The sequence below is a fragment of the Nostoc sp. TCL26-01 genome, assembly GCF_013393945.1.
In the GTDB taxonomy this organism is placed as follows: Bacteria; Cyanobacteriota; Cyanobacteriia; order Cyanobacteriales; family Nostocaceae; genus Trichormus.
The window spans coordinates 5,654,305-5,671,619 of sequence record NZ_CP040297.1; the positions used below are offsets into that span (position 1 = coordinate 5,654,305).

Below are 17,315 nucleotides of genomic sequence, written 5' to 3' on the forward strand. Positions count from 1 at the left end.
GATTGCTGTAGTTAGAGTTGTGCAATCTCAAATTGATGAGGAAAGGATTTTATGAGCAAGATACAACTTTACTTTGCCAAAGGCTCTACGTTCTCACAACGCACTCGTGTAGTCTTGTTAGAAAAGGGCATTGAATTTACCCCGATAGAAATTGATTTACAGAACAAACCTGATGGGTACACAGAGATTTCCCGTTATGGCAAAGTTCCAGCTATTAAACATGGCAATGTGATTGTTTACGAGTCTGCCATCATCAATGAATATCTAGACGAAGTGTTTCCCGAACCAGCTTTGTTACCCAGCGATCCTGCTAAAAAGGCGATCGCTCGCATCTGGATAGATTACGCCAATACTCGCTTTGTACCTGCATTTAACAAATTTCTCCGGGGTAAGGATAGCCAAGAACAGGAACAGGGAAGAAAAGAGTTTACAGAAGCACTTCTATATCTGGAACAAGAAGGATTAGGCAAAGGTGATTACTTGTTAGGAGATCAATTTAGCCTCGTTGATATCAGCTTCTATCCTTGGTTTGAGCGTTTACCACTATTAGAACACTTCCGTCAATTAAGCCTACCAGCAGAAACACCACGGTTGCAGACATGGTGGGATTTAGTGGGCGATCGCTCCTCAATTCAAACAGTAGCAAATCCTGTGGACTTCTATTTACAAAGATTCGCCAAAATTCTTGGTGAACCGATTCCCGTTGGGGTAGCACAAAAATAGGATGTATCATCTATGAGCTTAAATAATCAGGTTCTAGACAGACCCATTTCTCAAGAACTGCCATATGTAGAGGCTGAACTTAGTTACCTGGTTCCGATGGTAGAAAGACCTGTCAACTATACCTACGAACCGCCAGCCGGGATTCCGCGTACAAATGGCACTTTTCAACCCTACAAAGTGCCTATCTATAATGCTCGTTCTCTTTTTAAAAACATCTCCTTAGACAAGGAAGGCTTTGCATTTACTGAACATCACACCAGTGTCAGCAACTTTTACGACGACGAAGAAGTGCGCCGAGTTTATTATCCAGAAGCCGAGCAATTGTTAAAAGAGGTGACAGGCGGAACTAAGGTAGTAGTATTCGATCATACCCTGCGTAATGCTGGTAAATCCAAGCCTGGTGAGAATAATATTAAAGAACCTGCCAAGCGCGTACACAACGACTTCACTGCCAAATCTGGCTATACTCGCGCCCGTTTGGAACTAGCTGCACGGGAGGTAGATGATAACGAAATTGAGTTACTATTGCAACAACGATTTGCCATTATTAATGTTTGGCGAGCGATCGCTAAACCAATCCAAGAATCACCATTAGCCTTGTGTGACGCGCAAAGTATTGCACCCACAGACCTTGTAGCTGGAGATTTAGTATACCGCGATCGCGTTGGCGAAACCTACGCAGTTACGTATAATCCCAAGCATCAATGGTATTACTTTCCACAAATGCACCCAGACGAAGCACTATTTATCAAATGTTTCGACTCCGCAGCAGATGGACGCGCCCGTTTTGCCGCCCACACAGCGTTTGAAGACCCCACTAGCCCAGCAGACGCACCCCCAAGAGAAAGTATCGAACTCAGAACCTTTGTCTTTTACTGAAAATGAATGTAGAGACGTTGCATTGCAACGTCTCTACAAGGATTTCGAGCAATGCAAAATTAAATTCGGTCGATGTTCTAGACAAATCGCTGAGTAAATTCATAAATTAAATCTACTCTGCCTTTGCGTAACATGGCTGGATCTAATCTTTCGGTGGTGTTGCAAGTCATTAACACAACTAAACGCTGCTTGAGATGAATACCACCTTCATCAATGACACTTTGATATAAAGTCCCATCTAGCAAACTCAAAATATGCTCAGTTTTGTTGTTATATTGAGCAACTTCTGAGGCTCGATTTTGGGCTAAATTATCAGCTTCGTTGATGATGATGCAAATTCGCTCTAGATATGTGGGAGGAACAAAGTTAGCGATCGCATCATGATCTAAAATAAAAATTACATACCCTAAGGGCATGAGAATTTCTTTGGCTACAGCTTGTGTCCATGCGGTTTTCCCTGTACCTGGTTCTCCGTGTACGACAACAGCTAGCTGATTTTGGTTGAGAATTGCCTGCTGTACTGCATCGGTAAAGCTTTGAATATCATCTGGGAAAGTGCGAATGGGGAATTGGCTGTGGACTTTACCCACACGGCTTTGATAACCACTCAGCATGACTGCTAAATCGTAGGTGGCTTTGTTCACCAACGGAGAGAGATTTCTGGACATTAAAGTATATTGTCGTCGTCCGCGATCGTAAGCTTCTACTTGTAGCCAAATATCATATTTTGCCCAATAAGCATAAACGGTGTTGACAACATCTAGCCGTTCCCAGTTAATAAATTTATCTACTGGGTAGTAAAAATCCCTTTCGGAATAATACTGAGTGATGATATCAGGAGAACTTAGCAAATTTAAAACGCGCAAGACTGTAATTTCTTGTAGTCTATTGAGTACATAATCAATAGGAATACTATTGCGGCTAACAAATTGCAGGATGGGTGTTTCTGTGCTTAACACATCTTTATAACGATGATCTGGTGATTGAGGATCTGGGGTAATATAGTTCCAAAACTTTTCGACTTCATAGCGTGTATTTTCCGACACTAAGCTTAAAACATTAGCCCACCAAGTATAATTATTCCTCCCCAAAACCTCAGCAAAATTACTGGCAAGATTTAAAGATTTTTGCGTTAATTCTTTTGTATCATTATGTAGTAGTTGTAAGAGAAATCCCCAGTCTAAGTCTCTGTGTAATGGTCTCCAACCACTAGCAAGTAAATTTTGCCGATTTTGATTATTAGGAATACTGTCATTGCTTCTAAAATAATCAAATTCCATATGATTAATTAAGTGAAGATGTTTTAATTATGAGGATTTAAAAACTATGATCTGTAAATATCTAAAACATGAATAAAAATTCACGATTAATAAAATTTTATCCAGGATTAATATTTAGTTTTGGCAAAAACATTACACATCTTTTCTCTATTTTTTATTTCCTGAACACATATATTTATAGGATTTAAATCAGGCTCTATCCAAGCTTGGCGAGCTTCCCAAGACATAAGTAAATCTTGACTATAGTATGGAAATGGCAAATTTTTATTAGCATATCGATCAATTAATTCATTGACAAGCTGAAGGAAATCACAATTTTTTTGAATATTCGATAAATATTGCTTGACCATATAAATCCAGAATAATGTCATAGTCTCATGATAGCCACTATTTTTTGCAGTTTCTATATTCATCAATATGTTGTAACGTTGTATGCGTTCACGAATCAGATCAATAGCAGTTTGCTGATTGTAGTGAATAAGATACCAAAGCGCAACCGTTAAATGTCTATGGTGATTCCATTGGCAACTTGGTAAAGTACCTTGTTCAAAGGCATTGATTAACTCTTCTATTTCCTTAATTGTTTGATAATGAACATTTACACTACCCATTGTTGATTTTTGATATAAAATGGATGAATTTTATAAATTATCGATATTGACTGTTGCCTGAGAGCTAAATAATAATATTCAATAATCTAGAAGTTGAGCAAAAATGAGGTGGGAGATATAGTATGTCAGAGGGAAAAGGCATATTACATTGATAAGCAAGTATAAAACTTCAATAGGGAGATTACTTATTCGGATACTTACTTTTTCACTGAGGTTGATTTTCAATAGTTTTCCTAGAATATTATGTACATAAATATCACTGTAATACGTGTAATACAAAAAGTCAATCTTTTTTTGTATGGTAGTCAGATGTGCATCATAATTAAGTAAGCCAAACAATATTTAATACATTTTAGTTAAGAATATATACTTGGCATTGCAAGATCAATAAACACACAGTAAACCATAATTTTGTTTATCAAGTTATGATGAAGTTAATCAGAAATTATTCTGTAGTTTTGCCGATAATCAATAGATGTTTACTAACAGTGTAAAATTTAGGTTCTCTATCCTGTTAGTTGGTTGCATAAGTAAGGGTTGTTAGATGGAACATAGCACAATGGTAAGCATATCTAAGTTAGCTTGATCTGAATCCTTGGCGGAATATTGTATCTGTTGAAGGAAACATAACGATAAATCCTAATGGAATCTTCTGGAGAAGAAATGTATCTAACACATTCATTCATAAGTGATGAAAAAAAGTGTAACTCTCAACAGCCTCTGGTGTTAGCCGTGGAAGATCATGATGATAGTCTATTGTTGATTAGTTATGCTCTTGAGTCACTTGGTTGTAGATTCATTTGCCAAAGAGATAGTTCTGCAACTTTACTAGTAGCAAAAGAGCATCAACCGGATTTAATCATGTTAGATATTTTGCTACCCAGTATAAATGGGATTGAAGTTGTCCGTTATCTTAAACAAGAACCTCTGACTCAGAATATTCCGGTTGTTGCTGTCACAGCCTTAGCCACAAAAGGCGATCAGGAACGTATTCTCAAAGCCGGTTTTGACGAATATTTGAGTAAACCTTACATGATTGAAGATTTAGAAGCAGCAATTCGTCGATTGTTGTGTGGGAAATTCGACCTTCAGCCAGTTTATCAATTATGTCAAGAGTAGGAAGGAGTGAGGGAGTGCTGTTAGCGGTAGCGGGGCGTTTAGCCCGTGCTGACCAATGACTATTGACTATTGACCATTGACCATTGACCATTGACCTCAAACATTTTTAGGTAGTTTGATGGTAAATGTACTGCCTTTTCCTAATTCTGAGGTCACGCTGATTGTACCTTCGTGAGCTTCGATAATGCGACTGGATAAATGTAATCCTAAACCACTACCTGAGCGTTTGTTTCTACCTTGACGAAATCGCTCAAAGATGGTGGCTTGATCTTCAGGAGCAATCCCGTAACCTGTATCTTTGACTTCAATAGTTAACCAATTTTTATCAGATTGAGAAAAGTAAATCTCTATACCACCATTATCTGTAAATTTGATGGCATTTGCTACTAAGTTATACAATACACGCCTTAGTTCTAGCGCGTCTCCCATGACAATACTGGCTTTTTCGCCCAGATGATCGATATCTTGGGTGTTAATTTTAAGACTGATGCCTTTTTCGTTAGTTAAAGTAGTGAGTTCGCTAATTACTTCTTTGGCTATTTCTTTGAGATTGCAGCTTTCGTAATTTAAGGTCTTTTTCCCTGCCTCGAAACGATAAACTTCTAGCAAGGTATTCACCATTTGCATGAGGTTTTGGTTGCTGCGAATCATGACAGCGATCGCTTGTTTCATTTCTGGCGAAATTTTACAAAAAGCTTCTTGCTGAAATAAATCCAACATCCGATCAGATGCGACTAGCGGGGTACGTAAATCGTGAGTGAGACGAGAAACAAAGTCTTCTCGTTGACGGGACATTTTCCGTTGTTCGTCTAAGCTGTGTTTGAGGCGGAGTAGCGATCGCACTCTCGCTAGTAGTTCATCTGTATCAAATGGTTTCCGAATAAAATCATCCGCACCAACATCTAAACCTTCCACTACACTTGATTCGTGAAAAGCTGTAATCAATAAAATCGGGATGTAGTTGATGGCTGGGTTATTGCGGATGCGTCTTGTCACTTCATAACCATCCATCCCTGGCATCATCACATCTAATAAAATTAAGTCAGGTGGAGACTCTTCAACTTTTCGCAAAGCTGAAATGCCATCCATCGCTAAATCAATCTCATAGCCTTCACTTTCTAAAATGGTTTGCACCAGAATGAGATTATCTCTAGTGTCATCAACAGCCAGAATCCGATCAGTTTTCAAAGTTTCCACAACAGACATGATGATCAACTTGTTTAATATTAATTCATAGCTTGAGATGAGGATATCCCATTGATGCTTTGCTAGATTGAGCAGTAGACGACTGATGGGGGTTTTGATTAGAACAGTAAACCCCTTTATGATCTAATTGTAAAGGTGATGATGCTAAGGATGAGGATGACAATGATATTTGTCGTGGTAATTCAATTTTAAATTTTGAACCTACTTCTAGTTGACTTTCCAAAAAAATTTTCCCACTCATCATTTGCACCAGCGAGTTGATAATGGCTAAACCCAACCCCGTACCCGGATATTTGCGGGTGATACTTTGATCAACCTGGCGAAAAGCTTCAAAGATATTTTGAAAATCTTTGGAAGATATGCCAATACCAGTATCTCGTACAGCGATCGCTACACGATTTCCTGGTAGGTCTTGTGCCTCAATCCAAATACTACCAGACTCTGTAAACTTAATAGCATTAGATAATAAATTTACTAAAATTTGTTTTACACGGACTGGATCATTAAAAATTAAAGAATTTTGTAAATCGATTTGCACTAATAAAGATAACTTTTTTGCTTCAGCCAGAGAACGCATTTCTGTAACTGTGGTATGAATTACTTTAGTTAAATCAAATACTTCTGGTTGTAGCTCTAATCCTCCCTCCTGCAACTTAGAAAAATCTAAAACCTCATTCAGTAACATTAATAAATGTTTACCATTATTCAGGATACGTTCTACCATATCCGTTTGCTGATTGGTCAATTGACCAAATTTAGGACGTAATAATATTTGGGAAAACCCAATGATGGCATTCATCGGTGTTCGCAGTTCATGGGACATGGTAGCCAGAAACTGAGATTTTAGCCTGGATGCTTCTAATAATTTTAAATTTTGGCTGTGAATTTGTTGTCTTTGTCTTTCTAATTCTTGATTCTTCCGTACCAATTGCTCATGGCTTTCCCTCAATTGTTGGTATGCTACATCTGCCTGAGTTTCTGCACGATAAACCCGGATCGCATTGCGTAACACCTGAGATAAAGTTTCTGAAGAAATCTTAGATTTAGATAGATAATCTGTAGCACCAGCTTTCATCAACTCCACAGCGATTTGTTCATCACCTTGAGCCGTGAGAACTACTAAAGGTACTTTAATGTCCCAAGAACGTAGTATTTGAATTAAGGTTAAGCCATCTTGATCTGGTAAACGATAATCGAGGAAAACACAATCATAAGTATTATTTCTTAAGGTAGAAAGTGCGGTATTTCCGTCACTTACCTCTGATAGTTCCATCTGCACACCTGCTTTGAGCAAGGCACGACGAACCACCATGCGATCTACCTCATCATCGTCTACAACCAAAATTTTCAGCGTCTGTTCCATCGGTTTTTATTTTCGCTGCCAAATACAGGTTGACATACAACATTTTTGATTTACAGTCATCTACTCAAAAGTTGATATTTTAGATAAATGATTGATTAATACTAACTTTCTACTTGACAAAAATTAATTGTTATCTCCTTTAATAATATCAGTTTATGTAATTAACAATTTGATTACCATAAACCATTACTTAAGAGGTAAATCAAATAATCAATCTTATTATTTATCTACAGCTTGAAGATTTATGGTAAGGATACATCTGTCAGAATACAGGAGTTAGGATAGTTCAAATTCTCATATTTGATGAGTAAGCTAATATTTCTCAACCCTGATTAATTCTGACTTCTGACTCCTGGGTGCTGAATTCTTAGGATTCATGATATGAATCTTGTCATCATATGTTAACCATGATTACTAATACTTTTTGTATTAAAACTATGTTTTTGAGTCAGATTGAGACAAGTAAATGAACAATTGTTGATTAATTAATTATTCATTCAGCCAGCCACAAATACTATCTGGGATGACAGACCCGACACTGACCAAGTAAAATAGAACACCCTATCAAGCTTCATCCCAATTGTAAAAGAGCAAGTTAACACACGTCCTCACCCATTAGTGAGAGTTGGAGAAAAACATTGTGTACCATCAACTTGAGCAGTTTTACGCTCTCAAGCGTGAGGATCAACTCAAGTAAAATGCTTTTCTCGTCTGGAAAACAGACTCTAGATTAATCCCACCGATCCTATTCTACAAATCAGTTGCCTAAATCCTGGACTAATCACAGTGTTTTCTGGGCTATTTTTAGTTGTCAGGTTGGGAAAATCACAAAAACCTGATCTTCTTATCTCCAAACAATCACAGATCCATCATCTGTTACAATTGGGGGGAGTATGGGAGGTAAGTCTAAGAGTTAGAATCTGAAAATAAACAGATTCCCACATTTAGTTTTATTGACATTAAGTCGTAGGAGTCTAAGATCGTTTTTTTGTCCCAAATATCTGTTGTCTTGTTTAACCGCTATTAATACTTTCTTTGCCATATCGTAGGAATCTGCTTTGATTATTAAACTGATCTGCGTAGTCAGGCAATAGGCAATAGGTAATAGGGTTCTAGAAAATGAATAGATACGACATTTTGTATGCGTAAGTGCAGGCTACGCCAACAAAAATCAAATAGGAGTCCCACACATGAGTAGTTGATGATTTTTTACTCCTTGGCAAAAGTTGGATTGTGTCTCAATATTTGACATTTTTTATAAAATAGCGATATGTCTACAGTCAGATTTTTGCCTCTATCAGTACTCAAAAAAATAAAATTTATTATTTCTATCGGTGGATGCAGACACATTGATATATCATCTATCTTTAGTCTGGGAAAAACATAGAAGTGATTTAAGAAATATCGTAGTTCGCAAGATGCAATTAGAGAAGAGCGAGTGTAGCAATGAGTGAGATAAGCATTATTTTAATTGAGGATCATGACTTAACTAGAATGGGGCTAAAAGCTGCTTTACAGTCTAATACAGGGCTGAAGGTGATTGGTGAAGCAGCCAATGCCACTCAAGGGCTAAAACTGTTAGAGACAGCCAAGCCAGATGTAGCTGTTGTAGATATCGGCTTGCCCGACATGGATGGGATTGAACTCACTCGCAAGTACAGACGCTACCAAGCTGAAAGTGGACAAACCCATACCAAAATTCTCATCTTGACAATGGATCATACCGAAGATGCGGTATTGGCTGCCTTTGCCGCCGGTGCAGATTCTTACTATATGAAAGAAACCAGTATTAGCAGGCTGACAGAAGCAATTCAGGCAACTTTTGGGGGGAACTCCTGGATTGATCCAGCGATCGCCAATGTGGTATTAAGAAAGATGCGTCAAGGCATCCCCGGTGAAAGTCAAGCCGCCGACAAACCCAAAACTGTCAAAATTGAAGCGCTACCGTCAGAATACGAGCAAGTTTTAGAAACCTACCCCCTCACACAACGGGAACTAGAAATTCTAGAGTTGATTGTCGCAGGCTGTAGTAACGGGCAAATTGCCGAGAAACTTTACATCACTGTTGGCACAGTCAAAACCCACGTGCGTAACATCCTCAATAAACTCTGTGCTGATGACAGAACCCAAGCGGCGGTGCGGGCTTTGCGTTCCGGTTTAGTTGCTTAGAGAGTCACTCATCACTAGCCAAACCTTTCCCGGAAGCCATCAGCAATTCGCTTGGCTGCACCGGGTTTACCGAGGCGACGGATACCATTTTCGGCAATTGTGTGTAACCTATCGGGCTGTTTGAGGAGGGCTGGCACGATTTGAGCGACTTGTGCTGGTTCCTGGGCAAGAATGAGAGATAAGCCTAAGAGTCGGCTTTGGGCTTCGGCAAAACCAGGGTTGAATTGTGGCCCTTCACCAGGAATAGCGATCGCTGGTTTCCCTAAACCGATAAACTGTTCTGTAGCGGTTCCTGCCATAGCGATCGCTAAATCTCCCCAGTGTAAGCATTCGTTGTATGCTTGTTGGGTGAGGATAAGGTAGGCATTTCTTTGCTTGAAGATCAACGCATCGTTATCAGGTAAGGGGATGGGTGCGCTTGTGTCGGGTTGCCAGCCTTGAGATTGGACAGTTTCGGCTAGTATATTTAAGTCTAAACCGGGAGCGATCGCCCCTAAGAATACCACACTGCCAGAACTAGGTAAAATCGTGTCTCGTTCTGAAAAACTAGCCATCAATGCCGAGATAGCCACCATAATTACTTGCCAATTGTGATAAGCCTCCGGTGGGCGAGAACCAGGTAAGAGAGTGATGACCAATGGTCTAGCCATCTCTTGATATTGAGCATTAGCCAGATAAAATAACTGTGGAGAAATCCTGGGTTCTAAACCATCCATCATCGGGTTGCCTACATCAAAAGCAGGAATTGGCCAATTTTTTAAGATTTCTGTTGTCAAACTATCTCTGGGAAACACCGCCCGACAACGGCGACGACTCATCAACCAACGTTCCCAAGGATGGTAAATGGAACCAGAAAAGTTTTCCCATCGGGCTGATTTTGATTTTCTGGGCAGTATTCCCACCTCATCCCTAACATAATATTCTGACTTCGCCGTGCCTACAAAAGCGTAGTTAGCACCACTAAAAAAAGCAAACAGCAGAGGCACTATATCACCCACAGCTAAGATAGCGGTTTTGTTACCTAATTTTTTTTGCGAACTTACCCAACGACGCATCGCTTTTATTTGACTCCAGGTAAGTTGTAGCAAACCCCCACGCACATCTCGCACCAATTGCCGACTATCCATATACAGAAAGCCACCAGAAGGCAAGGTTTGGACTGCACCAATTAAGGGAATACCTAATTGTTGATAAGCCCTACCTTCTCCCACCAAGGGCAAAGCAAAAATATCAGGTGGGTCTGTTTGTTGTAATAGTTCTTGCAAAATGCGTACAGCAATCACATCTTCCCCATGCCCATTGCTTAATACTAGTATCTGCAAACGAGGCGTTGCACTGAGTAAGTTAGCAGCTAGAGATGGTGGGGATAAGTAGTTGGACACAATTAAATTCTTATGTAGAGATAGGTTACAGGTTACAGGTTACAGGTTACAGGTTACAGGAAATAACTTGTGTAATTAATTCTGTCTGATTACTTACATTACTCATAAGCAAGATGGGGGTAGGGTGTAAACAGTGAACAGTGAACGTTTATTAACTGGTAACTGATAACTGTTAACTGATTTGTGCTTTGTATGCAGATGTTCATCAGAAACAAAATATCAAAATGACAGGTCTAGGTATGTAATTCGTTATTCTTGATTTTTAGTTTGGCTATTGTAGGCTTACACCTACGTAGTAAGGCAAATTCAATACTTATATCAAAAATTAGGCTAATCATAGCGTGGAAATTTCTTTTCTCCATGCTTATTCCCCATTACCCCTTATCCCCAGAGGGGGTCCCGAGTTCCCCATTCCCCATTCCCAAAATGATGCGCGTTCCTGCTGCGACAATTTTCACTCTAGTTACTTTAGCCGCTAGCAATGCTACTCAACAAGCCATTGCTGCACCTATGACAGCTGCTACTGAGATTCAACCAACGGAGGATTTAGTGATTCCTGTAGTGGAAGAAACGCCGACACAGGTTACATCTGTGGCATCACCAGAAACATTAGATACTCCACAATTTTCTCATAAATCTACAGTCATCGCCCAATCAACTAATTCTCCTGTTGTACTTCCACCTGCTTCTCCTTCTGTGGTTACACCGTCTCCCCAGCCTGCAACTACGACTAACGATTTAGTGGTGACAGCAACAGATGTACAGATAGTAGGGGTAACACCAGAATTAGAGCAAATTATTCGCCAAGTTATCCAAACTCAACTCGGTGGGGATACCAGTCAAAGTCAGCTACAAAAAGATGTAGCCGCAATTTTGCAGACTGGCTTATTTGTGAGTGCGAATGTGAATAGCCGCACTACTCCATCTGGCTTGAATGTAGTTTATCAGGTGCAACCCGTGGTTGTGCGATCGCTGCAATTGACTAATGCTCAAGCCCTTACCTATCAAGTCATTCAACCATCTTTCCAGTCTCAAATCGGTCAACCAATTAGTCCTGTGGGACTCAAGCAAGCCGTAGCACAAGTCAATCAATGGTATGCCGACAACGGTTATAACTTGGCGCGGGTGTTATCAATTCAACCCAACCGTCAGGGAATTCTTAACATCAATGTGGCTGAAGGTTTGGTGAGTGATATTCAGTTTCGCTTTGTCAATGATGAGGGGAAACCTGTTGAGGGACGGACTAAACCAGAGTTTCTGCGGCAACAAATCAAACTCCAATCGGGGCAAGTTTTCCGAGAAAATACGGTTAAGCAAGATGTGCAGAAGTTGTATCAGACTGGCTTATTTCAAAGTGTGAATGTTGCCTTGGCTGGAGATGCGACAAAATTAGATGTGATTTATGAACTCAAGGAGAATGGGGCGCGGGCGATTAACTTGGGTGGTAGTTATAACGGTGATGTAGGCTTGGTGGGGACTTTAAATTATCAAGACCAAAATATTGGTGGTAGGAATGATATTTTAGCGGTGAACTTGGGTTTAAGTACTCAAGATTTACAGTTTGATACTAAATTTATCAGTCCTTATCGTGACACAAATAGCGATCGCTTGGGTTACACTGTCAACACTTTCCGGCGGCGGGAAATTTCTCAAATCTTTGATGATCAAATTAAACTAGCTGACGGTGATAAAGTCCGGGAAAGTCAAATTGGTGCAGGTATCAGCTTGCAACGTCCCCTTGAAGGTTGGAATACATCTTTAGGATTTAATTATACTCGTACAAGTATTAGCGATCGCCAAGGCAAAATCACCCCAACTGATGCTCAAGGCAATCCCTTATCATTTAGTGGTACTGGTGTTGATGACCTGACAACTGTATCCTTCAGTGCCACCAAAGATCAACGCAATAATCCCAACAACCCCACGCAAGGTTCCCTATTGAGTTTGAGTACAGAACAATCTGTACCTCTGGGACAAGGTAACATTTCTATGAATCGCCTGAGAGCAAATTACAGTCAATACGTACCAGTCAAATTATTCAGCAGTCAAACACCGCAAGTATTCGCCTTGAATTTGCAAGCAGGTACAGTCCTCGGTGATTTACCCCCCTACGAAGCCTTTAACTTGGGTGGTGCTAACTCAGTCCGGGGTTACGATGTCGGCAATGTGGGTAATGGACGTAGTTATGTACTAGCCTCCGCCGAATACCGTTTTCCCATTGTGCCGATAGTTGGGGGTGTACTATTCGCTGACTTTGCCTCAGACTTAGGTTCCGGTGACACCGTTTTAGGCAACCCGGCTGGTGTCCGTGGTAAATCTGGTACTGGCTTTGGTTACGGTGCAGGTATCCGTGTCAACTCACCCTTGGGTTTAATCCGCGCTGATTATGGTATTAACGATCAAGGGGAAAGTCGCGTGCATTTAGGAATAGGACAAAAGTTTTGAGATGTTGATTAGCACGGTGTCCAACGTTCTTTCCAACCTAACCCCCAGCCCTTTCCCTACAAGGGAAGGGGAGCAAGAATCAAAGCCTCTCTCCCTGTGGGGGAGAGGTTTGGAGAGGGGTCAACGAATTACGAATTATTTAGATAAACTGGAGAAAATCAGTATAATTGCGCTTTTATTGAGTTTATGTCATTAACTGCTGCGGCGATCGCTATCTTAGTCCTGACTAAAGCTTTTGAAAGAACTGGGGAAATCTTGGGCGAAAAGGTTTTAGAGCAAGGTGGTAAATTATTCTCGCTACTGAAACGCAAAGAACCTCACACAGCCGCAGCCATTGAACAGGCACAAACACAACCTTTAGATTATGGTGACGCTTATCTCGTGGGACAGGTAGAAGCAGCCGCAAAAAAAGACCCAGAAATTGCTCAAGCTATTGCAGCTTTGGCAGATGCGGTAAAATCTCAACCCGCGATTATCCAGAATTTTACCAACACTGTTGATAAAAATTACGGTGGTAATGTGGGGAACGTTGCTAATGACAACCGCACCCAAAACTTTAATTTCTGACTACAGTCGCCTGAATGGGAACAGGTAAAGTCAAATCCCCCTACTGCAATACCACACAATTTACCCTGGAGTGGGGTAGAGAAATTTGTCGGACGTGAAACTGAATTGCAACAACTCCACCAACTTTTGCAGCAAAATCCTCAAGTAGCCATCGCCGCTATTGCGGGGATGGGTGGAGTCGGTAAAACAGAACTGGCGCTGCAATATGCCTTGGAAAAACACGAGACTTATCAAGGGGGAATTTGCTGGTTACTGCCCAAAACCGGAGATATAGCCCTGCAAATTGTCCAGTTTGCCAGAACGCAGCTTGATTTAAAGCCACCAGAAGATTTTGATATCATCGCCCAAGTACAATACTGCTGGCGACGTTGGCGTGATGGTGATGTGCTGCTAGTGCTGGATGATGTCAGCGACTACGAACAAATCAAGCCTTACCTACAATCTCTACCTCCCCGGTTTAAAGTGTTGATGACTACGCGCCAGAACTTAGGACGCATCCCACAGTTATCATTAGATGTACTACAACCAGAAGCCGCACACGAGTTATTGCAATCAATTATTGGTAAAGAACGTATTAACCCTGTAGAGACGTTGCACGCAACGTCTCCCCTGTGTGCATGGTTAGGATATTTACCCTTGGGTGTAGAATTAGTCGGACGGTATCTAGCACGGAAACAGGATTTATCCTTAACAGAAATGTTGCAACGCTTGGAAAACAAGCGACTAGATGAGCGTTCCCTATCTAAATCTAAGTTAGAAGCTGACATGACAGCACAACGAGGTGTGTTAGCCGCCTTTGAGTTAAGTTGGCAAGAATTAGAGGACGACGCTAAACAACTCGGCTGTTTATTAAGTTTATTTGCCCCCGCACCTGTACCTTGGAACTTGGTAGAACAGTGTTTACCAGAAACAGATGCAGAAGATTTAGAGGAAATTAGAGACGATAGCTTACTGAATCTGCATTTACTCCAGCGTCAAGGCAAGGAAATCTATCAACTACATCCACTGTTGAGAGAGTTTTTCCAATATAAGCTTACAGGTTTAGAGCAGGTAGAGGAATTTAAGCGATCGCTCTGCCGACTAATGGTAGCAGTTGCTCAAGATATTCCTGACTCACCCATCCTTGAGCAAATAACCGCCATTTCTCCTGCCATTCCTCATATAGCTGAAGTAGCGAATCATCTCATTCAATACGTCAGCGATGATGATTTACTCTGGCCTTTCATCGGCAACGTTAAATTTTATAATGGTCAAGGATTATATACTCAGGCTGAAACTTGGTCCCACAAGTGTCTAGAAATCACTAAAAAACGTTTGGGAGAAGAACATCTCTCTGTTGCCACTAGCCTCAACAACTTAGCGTATCTCTACCGTTCCCAAGGCAGATACAGCGAAGCCGAACCGTTGTTCATCCAAGCTTTAGCACTCTCGCGCAAACTTCTGGGAGAAGAACATCCCGATGTCGCACTTAGCCTCAATAACCTCGCGTCTCTCTACGAGTCCCAAGGCAGATACAGTGAAGCTGAACCGTTGTACATCCAAGCTTTAGCACTCATGCGCAAACTTCTGGGAGAAGAACATCCCGATGTCGCACTTAGCCTCAACAACCTCGCGTCACTCTACTGTTCCCAAGGCAGATACAGCAAAGCCGAACCATTGTACATCCAAGCTTTAACACTCATGCGCAAACTTCTGGGAGAAGAACATCCCGATATCGCACTTAGCCTCAACAACTTCGCGTCACTCTATTACTCCCAAGGCAGATACAGCAAAGCCGAACCGTTGTACATCCAAGCTTTAGCACTCAGACGCAAACTCCTGGGAGAAGAACATCCCTCTGTCGCCACTAGCCTCAACAACCTCGCATATCTCTACCGTTCCCAAGGCAGATACAGCGAAGCCGAACCGTTATACATCCAAGCTTTAGATATTTTGGAGCGACGGTTAGGAGTAGATCATCCTAATACTGTGACTGTGCGTAATAATCTAGCATATTTGCGCGATCGCCTCACTTCAGAACAGTAACAGCAATCTTTAAAACCTAAACTTTTATGTTCCCATCTCGAAGCTTCCTGTTTTGAACTCGAAGTTTCCTGTTCCAAACAAAAACATTCCCGTTTTTCACTCAAAGTTTCGTGTTAAAAGTGAGAACGTTCCTGTTTCAAGCTCGAAGTTCCGAGTTCTGATACCATTTCACTTTAATAATGATACAAATACGTGAGTCCGTCAGTCCGTCAGGGATTGTAAATCCCTGTCTCATAGCTAAAGTCCTCTCAAGAGGACTGAATATCAGAGTCCATTTTAATGGACTTAAGCTATGAGACCACCGTTTTAACGGTGGGCGGACAATACCCAACGAGTAAGCTATATGTATCAGGATTTTTGTGAATTGGTATGAGCTTGAATGATGGTGTTGTAAAGGCGATCGCTCTCTCTTTTAACTCGAAGTTTTGTGTTCGCAGGTAGAATGATGGTGTTGTGAAGGCGATGTCTAACGACAAGCCGCAAGCGTCTACGCCACTGTTCAATTAGAGAATGATGTGCGGACTCAAAGACTATTCCATTCTTCCAACGTGATTTCCCTCTCTATAATCACCTCGATTTCCCGAATCATCATCCGCAGTTGCGGTACGGAATACTCGTCATTAGAGGGAATAGTGAGACGATGTTGTTCATACAACATAAACTAATAAGTGCGATTGTTTAGAATAAAATTAGCTGGCTGCAAAAGTGGCGATCGCTTGTTTGGAAAAAATCAATTAGGATAAATTATAGAATTACATTTACCAAAACCTTATGTTAATTACATACACTGCAAAATATACAAAAACTAATAGCGGATATATGGGACAACTGATTGAATGGCAAGAGGTCATCACCGAAGGAGAAACCATAGAAGACTGTAGAACTATGTTACAAGACGCAACAAAAGAAATGATTCTTGCTTATCGTCAGCAAAATAAAGAAATTCCTACGGGTAATTCTCTACTTGAACAAATTCCTATAGAGGTTTGAGTGTGTCAGTCAAGCGAAAAGATTTAATTAAGTACTTAGAAAATAATGGATTTTATTTGTTAAGAGAAGGCGGCAATCATTCCATCTATACTAATGACATAAAAACTATCCCTGTAAAAAGACATCGCACTAAAGATACCTTAGAATCGCTCAAAAAAATAGCAGATAGTCGAGATATGTCTTGTGAGGCATTACTTAAATTTTATATTGGGCAAGGTTTACGCCAAGATATAGCTCAGTTATTTTCTAACCGCGTACTAGAGGCTACTGCTCAAGTTCTGGCACGACATATTCAATCAGAAGCAGAAATTTCACATATCTTACAAGAAATTCGCTCCCAAACTAATTGTTAATGCGTAGGGGGAGCATCGTCGTAGACATCGCTTTACCTTTTGACTCGAAGTTCCGAGTTCTGAGGTGGAATAATGGTGTTGTGAAGGCGATTTCTCCACTTAAATTGTAGAATGATGAGCATAGGCGGAGCATCACCATAGGCGATCGCCTTGGTAAGAGTTTGGATTGCACGCTTGTTTTGCAAGAAAGTTTGACAAATAGC

At 40.7% G+C, this 17,315-nt stretch carries 17 protein-coding genes; 9 read left to right on the top strand and 8 right to left on the bottom strand.

Features of this window, described 5'->3' with window-relative positions; genetic code table 11:
• Positions 1-51: 51 nt before the first annotated feature.
• Both FD725_RS24410 and FD725_RS24415 read left to right on the top strand, forming a co-directional pair.
• Entirely contained in the window at positions 52-723 is a 672-nt protein-coding gene (locus FD725_RS24410; protein ID WP_179050543.1) for a glutathione S-transferase family protein, read from the top strand.
• A gap of 12 nt (positions 724-735) precedes the next feature.
• A complete protein-coding gene (locus FD725_RS24415; RefSeq protein ID WP_179050544.1) occupies positions 736-1,602 on the top strand; it encodes a CmcJ/NvfI family oxidoreductase in 867 nt (288 codons plus the stop codon).
• Positions 1,603-1,679: 77 nt separating this feature from the next.
• On the opposite strand, the gene FD725_RS24420 is transcribed toward FD725_RS24415, so the two are convergent.
• The gene (locus FD725_RS24420; protein ID WP_179050545.1) at positions 1,680-2,882 is read right to left on the bottom strand and encodes an AAA family ATPase; all 1,203 of its coding nucleotides are present in this window, start codon (positions 2,880-2,882) and stop codon (positions 1,680-1,682) included.
• 107 nt (positions 2,883-2,989) lie between these two features.
• Positions 2,990-3,493, bottom strand: coding sequence for a hypothetical protein (locus FD725_RS24425; protein WP_179050546.1), 504 nt, complete (start codon positions 3,491-3,493; stop codon positions 2,990-2,992).
• A 663-nt stretch (positions 3,494-4,156) separates the two neighbouring features.
• On the opposite strand from FD725_RS24425, the gene FD725_RS24430 reads away from it, so the two are divergent.
• On the top strand, positions 4,157-4,612 hold the full coding sequence (locus FD725_RS24430; protein ID WP_179051674.1) for a response regulator: 456 nt from the start codon (positions 4,157-4,159) through the stop codon (positions 4,610-4,612).
• A gap of 96 nt (positions 4,613-4,708) precedes the next feature.
• Here FD725_RS24430 and FD725_RS24435 read toward each other — a convergent pair whose 3' ends face one another.
• Together FD725_RS24435 and FD725_RS24440 are read right to left on the bottom strand one after the other, a co-directional pair.
• Positions 4,709-5,818, bottom strand: coding sequence for a hybrid sensor histidine kinase/response regulator (locus FD725_RS24435; RefSeq protein WP_179050547.1), 1,110 nt, complete (start codon positions 5,816-5,818; stop codon positions 4,709-4,711).
• A 25-nt stretch (positions 5,819-5,843) separates the two neighbouring features.
• Positions 5,844-7,181 (bottom strand): ATP-binding protein, encoded by a 1,338-nt coding sequence (locus FD725_RS24440; protein WP_179050548.1) that lies wholly within the window; start codon positions 7,179-7,181, stop codon positions 5,844-5,846.
• Positions 7,182-8,627: 1,446 nt separating this feature from the next.
• On the opposite strand from FD725_RS24440, the gene FD725_RS24445 reads away from it, so the two are divergent.
• Positions 8,628-9,350, top strand: coding sequence for a response regulator transcription factor (locus FD725_RS24445; protein WP_179050549.1), 723 nt, complete (start codon positions 8,628-8,630; stop codon positions 9,348-9,350).
• A gap of 14 nt (positions 9,351-9,364) precedes the next feature.
• Here FD725_RS24445 and FD725_RS24450 read toward each other — a convergent pair whose 3' ends face one another.
• Positions 9,365-10,732 (bottom strand): lipid-A-disaccharide synthase-related protein, encoded by a 1,368-nt coding sequence (locus tag FD725_RS24450; RefSeq protein WP_179050550.1) that lies wholly within the window; start codon positions 10,730-10,732, stop codon positions 9,365-9,367.
• 429 nt (positions 10,733-11,161) lie between these two features.
• Between FD725_RS24450 and FD725_RS24455 the strand changes: the two genes are divergently transcribed.
• The 3 genes from FD725_RS24455 (at position 11,162) to FD725_RS24465 (ending at position 15,769) form a co-directional block, all read left to right on the top strand.
• On the top strand, positions 11,162-13,177 hold the full coding sequence (locus tag FD725_RS24455; RefSeq protein ID WP_179051675.1) for an outer membrane protein assembly factor: 2,016 nt from the start codon (positions 11,162-11,164) through the stop codon (positions 13,175-13,177).
• Between the two features lie 186 nt (positions 13,178-13,363).
• Positions 13,364-13,744, top strand: a complete 381-nt coding sequence (locus FD725_RS24460) for a hypothetical protein (RefSeq protein WP_179050551.1) — start codon at positions 13,364-13,366, stop codon at positions 13,742-13,744.
• A gap of 105 nt (positions 13,745-13,849) precedes the next feature.
• Entirely contained in the window at positions 13,850-15,769 is a 1,920-nt protein-coding gene (locus FD725_RS24465; RefSeq protein ID WP_256871734.1) for a tetratricopeptide repeat protein, read from the top strand.
• Between the two features lie 290 nt (positions 15,770-16,059).
• Here FD725_RS24465 and FD725_RS24470 read toward each other — a convergent pair whose 3' ends face one another.
• The gene (locus tag FD725_RS24470) at positions 16,060-16,272 is read right to left on the bottom strand and encodes a hypothetical protein (RefSeq protein ID WP_179050552.1); all 213 of its coding nucleotides are present in this window, start codon (positions 16,270-16,272) and stop codon (positions 16,060-16,062) included.
• Between the two features lie 20 nt (positions 16,273-16,292).
• Positions 16,293-16,427, bottom strand: coding sequence for a hypothetical protein (locus FD725_RS32710; RefSeq protein ID WP_256871738.1), 135 nt, complete (start codon positions 16,425-16,427; stop codon positions 16,293-16,295).
• 161 nt (positions 16,428-16,588) lie between these two features.
• On the opposite strand from FD725_RS32710, the gene FD725_RS24475 reads away from it, so the two are divergent.
• On the top strand, positions 16,589-16,759 hold the full coding sequence (locus FD725_RS24475) for a type II toxin-antitoxin system HicB family antitoxin (RefSeq protein ID WP_256871739.1): 171 nt from the start codon (positions 16,589-16,591) through the stop codon (positions 16,757-16,759).
• A gap of 2 nt (positions 16,760-16,761) precedes the next feature.
• Positions 16,762-17,112 carry a type II toxin-antitoxin system HicA family toxin gene (locus FD725_RS32715; protein WP_256871740.1) on the top strand — a complete coding sequence of 117 codons (351 nt, stop codon included), beginning with the start codon at positions 16,762-16,764 and terminating at the stop codon, positions 17,110-17,112.
• Here the strand turns inward: FD725_RS32715 and FD725_RS24490 are convergent.
• Entirely contained in the window at positions 17,102-17,284 is a 183-nt protein-coding gene (locus FD725_RS24490) for a hypothetical protein (RefSeq protein ID WP_179050554.1), read from the bottom strand. The two genes, FD725_RS32715 and FD725_RS24490, sit on opposite strands and share 11 nt — an antisense overlap.
• Between the last annotated feature and the right edge of the window lie 31 nt (positions 17,285-17,315).